Source organism: Gammaproteobacteria bacterium (genome assembly GCA_032250735.1).
GTDB lineage: Bacteria > Pseudomonadota > Gammaproteobacteria > SZUA-152 > SZUA-152 > SZUA-152.
Window position 1 is genome coordinate 1 of record JAVVEP010000045.1, and the last position, 11,915, is coordinate 11,915.

Genomic DNA, 11,915 nt, shown 5'->3' on the forward strand with positions numbered 1-11,915 from the left:
CGCTTGGAGCGCTACCTGTCCCGAAAACTACCCATGAATTTTTCTGACGAGGCAAGATTATAAATAGATTCTGTAAACCGAATTATTATAACTTCAGGCAAAAATCGGTTCCCGCGAAGTGGGGGGCATGCTGATAAAGATTGGCTGCTTATTACGTAACACAACCCTGGTCGCACGGTAAGGTGTAGCGATACTCTCGATGCTAGCCGAACTGCAGATGGACGAGATACATACTGTCACGCAGCGAGATGCCTCGCGAACTCGCTAGGCAGGGGGTCACCCAGTCGGCCTGGGCCCAGCCGGCGCCATGCGGCTAATGCTTCAATTGCAATGTTATTTGGCCTTCATGCTTGAATTCTGAATTCGCAGTAGACATTTTATCCAGGACCCCAACGGGCAAATCGAATTCACTCTCCGCTTTTGCAATTACCGACTCATCCATAGATGGTTTAAGGACAGTTAATACGCCTTCTAAAAAGCGTCTACCCGTACACATATGCGCTCCATACTTGGGTTACTTCGACATTCACTGATTGGTTGAGTAGTTTTTTTACTCGATTCGTTTCGTTTGTTGATACTTGCTTCCGAATAGTCAGCGCCATAAATATCTTCCTGGAGTTTGTCAAAGACAGATTGAGAATTATCAATGCAATGAGCGCGTATTTTTCGCATAGTATCCACTCGTCAGTACACGTACCTACAAGATGCCTGGAAAGACATCCCTACCCCTTTCCGCTGCCCGGTGACAGCGATACGACTCCTCCCTTTCAACGGTCCCGGGCAGTTTTTTATTTCCTGCATTGACTACCCTCTCCTGTTATCACCCCGACTCGCGTGGAGAATATTTTTCCCGCAGCTGCAACACCAGGCCATAGATCACCGGCAACACCAGCAGGCTCAGTATGGTTACCGTGACCATGCCGCCGACCATCGGTGCGGCGATGCGCTGCATCACCTCCGAGCCGGTGCCGCTGCCCCACATGATGGGCAACAGGCCGGCGATAATCGCGGTGGCGGTCATGGCGATGGGTCGCACCCGCTCCGCCGTGCCCTTGTGCACCGCGGCCATAATATCGGCCGCCTGCAATGGGCCCTGCGCCGCGCGCCGTTCGGCGACGGCCTGATCGATGAAGGTCAGCACCAGCACGCCGATCTCGGCCGCCACACCGGCGAGGGCGATAAAGCCGACCGCCACCGCCACCGAGAGATTGAAGTTGAGCAGGTGCACCAGCCAGAAACCACCGATCAGGCCAAACGGGATGGACAACATAACTACCAGTGGCGCGCTGACGTTGCGGAAATTGAAATACAGCAGCAGGAAGATCACCAGCAGGGTGGCCGGGATCACAATCCGCAGACTGGCCGCCGCCCGTTCCATGTACTCAAACTGGCCCGACCATACCAGGGTATAACCCGGTGGAATCTCCACCTGCCGGTCGACAATCTCTTTGGCCTTCGCGACATAACCACCAATGTCCGAACTGCTGATGTCCACATACACCCAGGCATTGGGACGGGAGTTCTCGGTCTTGATCGACGGCGCGCCACGGTTCAGCTTGAGCTCGGTGACCAGCGACAGGGGAATCTGCGCGCCGCTGGGGGTCGGCACCAGCACCCGCTTCAGGTCATCCAGGTTGTCACGCAACTCGCGCGGATAACGCACGTTGACGGGGTAACGCTCCAGGCCCTCGATGGTCTGGGTGACGTTCATGCCACCGATGGCGGTCTGGATGATGTCCTGCACATCGCCCACTGTCAGCCCATAACGCGCGGCCTCCTCGCGATGGATATCGAAGTCGAGGTAGTAGCCGCCTGCCGCCTTGTCACCAAAGGCCGACAGCGTGTCGGGCAGCTGTTTCAGCACCCGTTCCACATCACCGGCCACCGACTCCAGCACCATCAGGTCAGGCCCGCTGACCTTGATGCCGATGGGCGTCTTGATGCCGGTGGACAACATGTCGATGCGGGTCTTGATGGGCATGGTCCAGGCATTGGCCAGCCCCGGGAAGCGGATCGCCGCATCCATCTCGTTCATGAGCTGTTTGGTGGTCTTGTCCGGATCCGGCCAGTCCGATCTGGGCCGCAGCCGAATGGTGGTCTCCAGCATCGCCAGCGGGGCGGGATCGGTGGCCGTCTCCGCGCGCCCCACCTTGCCAAACACCGTCTCTACCTCGGCAAAGGTTTTCAGAATCTTGTCCGTCTGTTGCAGGATCTCCCGGGCCTTGGTGATCGACAGCCCCGGATAAGTCGTCGGCATATAAAGGATGTCACCCTCATCCAGCGGCGGCATGAATTCGCTGCCGAGCTGGCTCAGGGGATAGGCGGTGGCGGCCAATAGCAGCACCGCGAACACCAGGGTAAGCCCCCGCCAGCGCATTGCCAGATGCAGCGCCGGGCTGTGTATCGCGTGCAGCCAGCGATTCATCGGGTTGCTGGCCTCTGCGGGAATCCTGCCGCGAATAAAATACCCCATCAGTACCGGCACCAGGGTGATGGCCAGCAGCGCCGCGGCGGCCATCGCATAGGTCTTGGTATAGGCCAGCGGCGAAAACATGCGCCCCTCCTGTGCCTGCAGGGTGAATACCGGCAGGAAAGAGACGGTGATAATCAGCAGCGAAAAAAACAGCGCCGGGCCGACCTCACGCGAGGCCGACGTAATCGCCTGCCAGCGTTGTGCCGAGCTCAGTGCGCCACCTTCGCGGGCGGCCATCTTCTCCAGGTGTTTGTGGGCGTTCTCGATCATCACGATGGCGCCATCCACCATCGCGCCGATGGCGATGGCGATACCGCCGAGGGACATGATGTTGGCGTTGATGCCCTGCCACTTCATGATGCTGAAGGCGATCAGGATACCGATGGGTAGCGAGATAATGGCGACCAGGGCCGAGCGCGCATGCAGCAGGAACAGGATCGAGATGAGCGCCACCACAATGGACTCCTCGATGAGTTTCTCGCCCAGATTTTTCACCGCCCTTTCGATCAGGTCACCCCGGTCATAGGTGGGGACAATCTCCACTCCCTGCGGCAAGCCCTTTTTCAGTTCCTCCAGTTTGGCCTTCACCCGCTGGATGGTGGCCAGCGCATTTTCGCCGTAGCGCATGATCACCACTCCGCCGGCCACCTCGCCCTCGCCATTGAGCTCGGCCACGCCGCGGCGCAGCTCGGGCCCCAGATGCACATGGGCAACATCCTGCAGGCGGATCGGGGTGCCATTGTCATCGACGCCCACAGGGATGACGTTCAGGTCCTCGATTGACTGGATGTAACCCAGGCCACGCACCATGTATTCGGTCTCGGCCATTTCGATCAGCTTGCCACCCACATTATTGTTGGAGCGTTGAATCGCATGCCGCACCCTGGATAACGGGATGTTGTAAGCCAGCAGCGCGTTGGGATCGACCTCCACCTGGTACTGCTTGACAAAACCGCCCACCGACGCGACCTCGGAGACGCCCGCCACGGTCTGCAAGGGATAACGCAGGTACCAGTCCTGGATAGAGCGCAGCTGCGCCAGATCATGTCGGCCGGTTTTATCCACCAGGGCGTATTCATAGACCCAGCCGACGCCCGTTGCGTCCGGGCCCAGCGACGGTGAAACGCCGGCCGGCAGGCGCGCACTGACATAGTTGAGATATTCCAGCACCCGCGAGCGGGCCCAGTACATATCGGTGCCATCTTCAAAAATCAGGTAGACAAAGGAATAACCGAAAAAGGAATAGCCGCGCACCACCTTGGCACTGGGCACCGCCAGCATCGCGGTGGTGAGCGGATAGGTCACCTGGTCCTCGACCACCTGCGGAGCCTGGCCGGGATATTCGGTGAACACGATCACCTGCACATCGGAAAGATCGGGGATGGCATCCAGCGGGGTATTTTTTATCGACCAGACCCCCACCGCAATGGCAATCACGGTGGCAATCAGAATCAGCAGACGATTGCGCAGCGAGGCATCGATGATGCTAGTGATCATGGACAGCGCCCTCCGTGCTCATGCCGGAATGATCGGAATGATCCATATTGGCCGGCATAGCCTCGTCAGTTCCTGAGGTCGCGGGTGGAATGGATGTTTGCCCATGGGCGGAGTGATCCATGGTCATGTTCGAATGATCCTCGTCGCTCATCGTTTTGGCGCTGGGTTCACCGCCCTTCATCCGCGACAGCATCTTGGCCGTGGCCTCGCGCAGCTTGGATTCGGAATCGATCAGGAACTGGCTGGAGACCACCACCTCCTCGCCGGCCGAGACACCATCGAGAATCTGGGTCATGCCCGCGGATGAGAATCCCAGCCGCACCTCACGGGGTTCAAACTTTCCGGGTTCACGAACTATAAATAGCTGTTCCCGGCTGCCGGAACGAATGATCGCCTCCGACGGCACCACCAGCGCCTCCGGCCGGGGATCGGCATGCAGGATCACATTGGCGAACATGCCGGGCTTCAGCGTCAGGTCTGGATTATCGAACTCCAGCCGCACCCGTACGGTGCGGGTCTTGCCGTCCAGGGTGGGTTGGATAAAACTCACCTTGCCCGTAAACAGCCGACCGGGCGCCGCCCGCACCCGCATCTCGGCCTTGTCTCCCAGCCTGATCCAGGGCAATTCATCTTCATAGACATTCACATAAACCCAGATGCGGGTCAGATCGGCAATCAGGTACAGCTCATCTTTCGGCGACACGTACTGCCCTTCCCGGACCCCGATGTTCATCACGCTGCCACTAAAAGGCGAATGGATGTGTAACTGCTTTTTGACTTTTCGCTGTTTCTCCAGCTCCTGCAACTGGTGGGCCGGTACGTCGAACAGCTCCAGCCGTTCGCGCGCACTCTCCAGCACCCGTCTGGCGCTGGTCTTGATCTGCGTCGCCTCGCTGCTACGCGCCCGCTCCGAGTTTTCCAGCGCCACCAGATATTCGCGTTGCGCCGCGACCAGATCCGGCGAATAGATGCTCAGCAGGATGGTGTCGTGGTCAACCTTCCTACCGGTCTCGTTAATGTTGAGTTGGCCGATCCAGCCCGAGGTTTTGGGGTGCAGCCGCGCCAGACGTTCCTCGTTAAAATCGACATGACCGAGGGCATTGAGCTGACGGCTCAGGGTCTTGCGCTCCACCCTTGCCGTGCGCACGCCGATGTTTTGCACGGTCACGGGGTCGATGCTTACGGTACCCACAACGGCGTCAGGTTTGCCACCCTCGGCATAGACCGGCAGGTAATCCATGCCCATCTCATCCTGCATGAACACCGGCGAGGTGATCTCGGGGTTCATCGGATTGCGCCAGAACAACACCTCTTTCTGCTTAGACTCTGCTTCTTCCGCGTACACCGGCAGATAGTCCATGCCCATCTCGTCCTGCATGAACACCGGTGAGGTGATCTCGGGATTCATCGGGTTGCGCCAGAACAGGGGCTGCTTGTCTGCGCCATTCTCCGCCATGCCGCTATCCGCAGTGTCAGACGATGGCCCATCGCCCATATAGGATGCGAGGTAGCCCGCGCCAAACCCCAGCCCCAGTGCAACAAGCACAAAAACCATCAGCTGCTTATTCATAGATATTCTCCTCGCCGACCGCCGCCATCAGGCGGGCCAGCGCCTGATTGGCGGCACTCAGGGCCTTCCAGTATTGGGTTTCATAATCGTAAAGCGTGGTCTGGCTACGCACCAGATTGAGAAAGTCGACCTTGCCGACCTGATAGCCGCCCAGCATCGCGTCGACGGTCTGGCGGGCCTGGGGAATGATCTCCTGTCGAAACAGCAACAGCTGTTCAGCGGCGCGCTGGTAGTCCGTTATCGCCTGGCTGACTTCGGCATCGATCTGATTGCCCTGTTCATGCAGTTCATATTTCTTCTGCAACCATTCGGCATTGCGTTGGTCGACGGTCTGGTCCTGCTTGCTCCCGGAATAGAGCGGTAGATTCATGCTGAACAGGATGGAACCGAAATCGGCGCGACGACTACCGTCCGGGTTATCGCCATCACGAAAACCGTAAACGGCCCCGAGCATAAAATCCGGGGCGTAGTCCTTGTGCGCCAGTTCCAGCCGACGCTGCGCCGCCTCGGTGCGTTGCTGCTGGGCCGAGAGCAGCGGGCGGCGATCCCTGGCGCGCTGCTGCAGGTCGGCGGCCCTGGCCAGTGGCGGAAGCTCTTCCTTCACCCTGGTGCTGAGCCGGATGGCCTGATCCGACGGCCGGTTCAGCAGCAGGTTCAGGCGGATGGTCTCATTGCTATGTAACTGCAACAGGCGAATCCGCGCATCGCGCAGCTTTGACAGTTCCAGTTGGGCCAGCAAAACATCCTGCTGCAATCCCTGCCCCACCTCATAACGGGTCTCGGCGATGCTGACAAATTGTGTAAGCAAGGTGTAATTTTTCTCCACGGTCTCCACCGCACGATCGAGATAGAACAGATTCCACCACACGGTTTTGACATCGCGCACCAGTTGCAGGCGCTTCTCCGCCACATCAGCCTCGGCCGCCCCGGCCTCGTGCCGGGCACTTTGCGCGCGTAGGCGCAGTTTGCCGGGATAGGGTAAGGCCTGACTGATCCCCACCTGAAACTGGGTCATTGGTTCCTGACGAAAGGAAAGACTGTCCAGCGGCAGGTTCAGCAGATTCATCGACAGGCGCGGGTCGGGCAGCGCGTCGGCCTGCTCGGGCAGTGTGGCCAGCGCCGTCGCGCGCGCCTGAATCGCGGCCAGTCCGGGATTCTCGCTCACCACCATCGCAATGGCCGCGTCGAGTGTGAGTGGTGGTGAAGTTAAAGGTGTCTCTGCCACGGCGAGCGTGGCAACACACAACAGGCCGAACGCGGTCGCCAGGCGTCGGCCCGTCCTGCCCGTGCGATGAATGAAACGACCACGGGGCTGGTCGTGAAGGGGCATCGTCATGGTTGCATCCTCAAGTGTTCTCTCGTCACTCATTATCACTGCAATCAGGTCACTCACTGCTCTTCAGGATCGTCGTCCCTGCCGGGCATGATCAGAACACCGGTGCCAGTGATGGCTTATCGCTACAAGGAAAATACGTCAATCAACAGATACGTGGAGAGGTGCGCGAAAACGGCGCACAGCCAACAGGCCGGCGTCCAGACACTGGACGGCATAAGCCTGTCTACGCGGAGAGTTGTCGGGGAGGTCGGATTTCGGCAGGCAGGTCGATACGCTTCATCGCGCTATCGACAGAGGTTACCGGCAGGGAATCGGGACGATCCTGCTGCACGGTCAGCCCGCTGACCATAAAGGCCGGGCAGCAGGCCTGGGTATCGCAACAGTTATCCGCAGTGGCATTGGCGACAGCGGGGGCCGTCTGTGCCGCTGTGGGTTCGGTCAGTGCATGGTGGGTGTTTTGACAGGCGTCAGCCACCGGCATCGCCGTGTCTGTCGCCATGCCCCTTGCCATTGCGGAATGATGACCGCCGTTCATTCCGGGCATCGCCATCCCGGTCATGGCATAGCTCTGGCTCACCGGCTGGATCAGCATGATGATCAGCAGTAGTTTCAGCAGCCTGTTTTTGCCGGGGGTCGTCATAAGTCGCAAAAGTATGCCAGTTGGACGGCGGATGCAAGGGCCGGCTGCGCCCGCAAAAGCATCACCCCCGGTGTGGGCAACCGGGTAGGCATCAGCCCGCGCCGGTTCAGGCACTTTTCTTCACTATACTTAAAAAGCGTGGATGGAAGGTCAGGGATGGAAGGTCACGGATGAATCATTTGCGCCAATAAAGACAACACTGTTTTGTTCAGGGAGGAGAAAATCATGGCCTGCACACCGCTATCGATCCAGACCGGGCTGTTTCTGACCACCGCCAACTGGTCCACCGCGCCATCGGCCAGCGGCGCCCACGGGCGTTCCGTGACCCTCAGCGCCACCGGGCTATTGATCGAAAGCCCAACGGGCTCAACCTTCCATTCCAAGACCGCGACCTCGGTGATCAAATACCTGTTCTTCGGCGACGGCCACCTGGCGGTGTTGACGCGCAGCGACACCACGGTGTCGGTGAACAGTGTCGACTTCAGCACCACCAATCCCACCGAGAACAACCTGTTCCTGAGTTCCATCTCCGGCGGCAGCACGGACGACCCGGTGCTGCAACCCAGCCAGGGCAATGGCAATGCCTTTCTGATCTATGCCGCCGACGGCGCCGGCGCCCTCGCGCAACTGCGGCATACGGCGATTCGCCGCAGTACCACGGGCGCGATGCTGTGCGTGGGCCCGCTGCCCTTCCACCCCACCGGCCAGACCTTGGGTGAGGCAAGCTCCATTGAGCTGATCATTCACTACAGTTCGGGCAGCGCGAGCCACACCACGCGCTGCCCCATGCCCGAGGGCGACTGTGACATCAGCCCGAGCACGCTCAACTTTACGCAGCGCGTCATCGGCGGCCCGGCAGGCACCGGCACCGAGACCCGCAGCGTGACCATCGAAAACGACGGCACCGATTGCCTGACCATCCAGAGCATCAGCAACAGCGCGCCCTATTCCAGCAACTTTTCAGGCCCCCAGGAGCTGGCCCCCAGTGACGATATCGACGTAGAGATCACCTTCGCGCCCACCGGCATCGGCAGCTTCAATGGCGTCACGCTCAACGTCAGCCGCGACCCCGCCAACGGCGACAGCAGCATCACCTGCAATGGCAGCGCCCGCAACGCCGTTGCCGCCATCGGCTTTAATCCCGCCAGCGTGCATTTCGACACCCACCCCGTCGGCAGCAGCCATACCGACAGCCTGCGGATTCGCAATGACGGCGAGCTGGACCTCACCGTCAGCGTCGCCGCCGGCGCGGGTGTCTACAGCTGGGGTTCCGTCAGCCAGAGTCTGGCGCCCACGGCCCATGTGGACGTCCCCATCACCTTTGTGCCGCCGAGCATCGGCACCCACACGGCGAACCTCACCGTCACCAGCAATGCGCCGGATTCGCCGCACACGATCACCATCACCGGCGCCGGCTGTATCGCCGAGGCGGCCATCAATCCGCAACACAGCGGGGCGATCAGTTTTGGTGAGGTGCAACAGGGGTTTCGCAGCGTGCGGCATTTTCTGGTGACCAACAACGGCTCCGGGCCGCTGAGTTTCCGCGCGCGCATCGCCGGCACCGATGCCGCCCTGTTCGGGTTGCAGCTGGAGTCGGGTTCCATTACCGACCTGGCGGCCAGCCGCACCTATACGGTGGACCCGCAGACCCCCTGCGGCCCCCTCGCCTTTGGCACCGGCGAGACCATCGTCGCCATCGGCCTGTTTGCCAACCAGGCGCCCGGCAGCATCAGCGCCGAGCTGATCATCGACAACCACAATGCCCCCGGCGCCCCCGCATCGTGGACGTTTCCGCTGGGCGCGACCATCGTCCAGCCGGTGGACGTGGATGCCGCCCTGGTACTGGATCGCTCCGGCAGCATGAGCGACATGGTAGGCAGCCGTTCCAAACAGGAGGCCTGTATCACCGCCGGCCGGCTATTTGTGCAACTGATCCGCCCCGATGTGCAGGACCGCATCACCACGGTCAAATACAACAACGTGGTGAACGTGATGCAGCCCATAACCCTGGTCACCACGGTCAACCAGCCGGGCATCGTCGGCCAGATCAACCACACCGAACTCAACCCGGACAACAGCACCTGCATTGCCGGCGGCGTGATGGTGGCCCTCACCCAGCTGGCCACCCCGCGCGCCACCCCATCGACCTCACTGAACAAACTGGTGCTGGTGCTGACCGACGGCAAGGACAACACCGCCTACCTCAACCCGGCCGACGGCCAGTACTACAGCCTGTTAGGCGGGCAGACGCGCGACCCCAACAACTGGTTCGCCACCGTCAATACCACCGCCCTGACCCGCCCGGCCGATGTAAAAATCTACGCCGTCGGTATCGGCAAGACCGACGAGATCGATACCGGTCGCCTCAGCACCCTCGCCCAGTCCACCGGCGCCTATTCGGGCATCGTCAATCAGGACCTCACCGGCGAACACTATTTCGATCTGGAAAAATACTTCACCCAGGTGTTTATGGACGCCGTCGACCTGTCGGTAATCGCCGACCCGGTGGCCACCATCCATGTCGGCGAAACCCATCGCATCGCCTTCGAGGTGCTGCGCGGCGACGTCAACGGTCTGGTGGTGGTGTACGACAAACTCGGTCTGGGAAGACTGCCCTATTACCTCGAAAGCCCCAACGGCGAGATCATCGACGTCACCGCCATCCCGGCCGGATTCCAGGTTCGCCATGGCGTCACCGAAACCGCACGCTTCACCGAATTCCGCAATCCGCTGGCCGAAGAGCAGCGCTATGCCGGCACCTGGCATCTGGTGATCAAGCACGAAGGCAAGCTGTGTCGGGATCTCAAGGACTATCAAAACTGGCACGTCAACCGACTACAGGCCGAACACCGCGAGCACCTGCAATTTGGTTTTGTATTCGGTGACTGTATCGACTACGACCAGCCGGTAGACTACGGCTTCTCCATCGGCATCGGCAGCAACCTGCGCATGCAGGCCTATGTCACCCCCGGCGTGGTCAAGGTCGGCGAACCCATCCACCTCAGCGCCGCCGTCAGCGAAGCCGGACTACCCACCACCGGCTGCAATGTCACCGTCCAGGCCCGTGCCCCCAGCGGCGCCACCAGTCACCTCGCCCTCTACGACAGCGGCTATTTCGATGACGGCGAAGTGGATGACGGCGAATACGCCAATCACTTCTACGCCACCCACGAATCCGGCGGCTACGAATTCCTGTTCCGCGCCACCGGCTACAGCCGCGACGGCAAACCCATCATCAGGGAAGCGCTACGCAGCAAATACGTCGAAGGCAACCAGCCCATCATCCCCCCGGAAAACAGACCCGAAGACGACCGCTGCTGTCGCCTGTTGGTCCGCCTGCTGGCGGTAGGTCTGGTGCTGTTGTTTATTGCTGTGCTGTTGCTGTGGTTTAGAGGGTAGACAGGCAGGGTGGGCACGGTTTTTTGCCCACGCGGTATCTCATCTGTACTGCGTGGGCACCGTGAAGAATGGGACGATTTCCTTTACCAGCATCGCGTTACGCTGAAGAGGGTCAGAGCCGAATGGCACTTACATAAGACCCGAATTCTCGTCATCCCGGCGAAGGCCGGGATCCACACGCTGCTAATGGTGGTAGCGATATCACCATTAACTTTACGCGATCTCATACAGCACCACCTGAATCCTCTACGCCATACGTCCTAAGTCAGAGTCACTGATTCTTCGGCCTTTAGATCAATGACACAGACTCCAGCGACCCCTTGCACCAACCCATTTCGGGCGGCTCATCCCGCGTGAGCACAAATAAAACGTGCCCACCCTACTGACTATATTTAAAACATTTTCATGGCGATAATGACAAAAATAAGGACGGACACTATTTGTATCATGCCATTTCTTATATCTCTGTTAGTTATTATATTTTTTAATCCGACATGAACAGCAAAGGTTATCGTTACATATGCGACTGCCATCAAAATCGCGAAAGTTATTATCGTTGTTGAGAGATTACTTAGAGAAACTTCCATGTAATTTACCTTTTACACATAGCATTATTCTCGGCGGCAAATCACCGCATTACCAGATCAATAGGGTCACAGACCAATAGCAGATCAATAGGGTCAGAGTTATTGATTTCTAGTCTCCCGATACTGCGCGGACATTCTATCCCCTCCTCTCCCCAGCGGAACCGACCGCCGCACCGTCCTGGCTTCAAGGCTAGCCTTGAACCGATCATCACCCAACACCCATGCCTTATTCGTTGCCTCCCGGATCGCGGTCAGGTCCCGTTCTGCTATTCTGCCCCTGAATAAAGAACGGTAGGCTACCTGTCGTTCTTCTCCAGTCTTACCCAGCTGGCGATATAGAAGTCCATTCGGGTCAGAGCCGAATGGCACTTAGTTAAGCCCTAAGCTTTTTAGGATGGCCATGTTTTTCAAGC

At 59.3% G+C, this 11,915-nt stretch carries 5 protein-coding genes; 1 reads left to right on the forward strand and 4 read right to left on the reverse strand.

The features are described 5' to 3' along the window. Positions 1–820: 820 nt before the first annotated feature. The 4 genes from RRB22_15140 to RRB22_15155 all read right to left on the reverse strand — a co-directional run bounded on the left by RRB22_15140 (position 821) and on the right by RRB22_15155 (position 7,516). Positions 821–3,970: an efflux RND transporter permease subunit gene (locus RRB22_15140; GenBank protein MDT8385741.1), complete on the reverse strand. Its 3,150-nt coding sequence runs from the start codon at positions 3,968–3,970 to the stop codon at positions 821–823. Continuing rightward, positions 3,960–5,540: an efflux RND transporter periplasmic adaptor subunit gene (locus tag RRB22_15145; GenBank protein MDT8385742.1), complete on the reverse strand. Its 1,581-nt coding sequence runs from the start codon at positions 5,538–5,540 to the stop codon at positions 3,960–3,962. The genes RRB22_15140 and RRB22_15145 overlap by 11 nt, the downstream gene beginning before the upstream one ends. Beyond that, the gene (locus RRB22_15150) at positions 5,533–6,876 is read right to left on the reverse strand and encodes a TolC family protein (protein ID MDT8385743.1); all 1,344 of its coding nucleotides are present in this window, start codon (positions 6,874–6,876) and stop codon (positions 5,533–5,535) included. The genes RRB22_15145 and RRB22_15150 overlap by 8 nt, the downstream gene beginning before the upstream one ends. Before the next feature lie 223 nt (positions 6,877–7,099). Continuing rightward, the gene (locus tag RRB22_15155) at positions 7,100–7,516 is read right to left on the reverse strand and encodes a hypothetical protein (GenBank protein ID MDT8385744.1); all 417 of its coding nucleotides are present in this window, start codon (positions 7,514–7,516) and stop codon (positions 7,100–7,102) included. Positions 7,517–7,741: 225 nt separating this feature from the next. Between RRB22_15155 and RRB22_15160 the strand changes: the two genes are divergently transcribed. Further along, entirely contained in the window at positions 7,742–10,915 is a 3,174-nt protein-coding gene (locus tag RRB22_15160; protein ID MDT8385745.1) for a choice-of-anchor D domain-containing protein, read from the forward strand. The last annotated feature ends 1,000 nt before the right edge of the window (positions 10,916–11,915 follow it).

Bases quoted from the DNA above. Each gene is read 5' to 3' on its own strand.
- RRB22_15155 (MDT8385744.1), bottom strand. From the start codon at position 7,516: ATGACGACCCCCGGCAAAAACAGGCTGCTGAAACTACTGCTGATCATC.
- RRB22_15145 (MDT8385742.1), bottom strand. From the start codon at position 5,540: ATGAATAAGCAGCTGATGGTTTTTGTGCTTGTTGCACTGGGGCTGGGG.
- RRB22_15140 (MDT8385741.1), bottom strand. From the start codon at position 3,970: ATGATCACTAGCATCATCGATGCCTCGCTGCGCAATCGTCTGCTGATT.
- RRB22_15150 (MDT8385743.1), bottom strand. From the start codon at position 6,876: ATGACGATGCCCCTTCACGACCAGCCCCGTGGTCGTTTCATTCATCGC.
- RRB22_15160 (MDT8385745.1), top strand. From the start codon at position 7,742: ATGGCCTGCACACCGCTATCGATCCAGACCGGGCTGTTTCTGACCACC.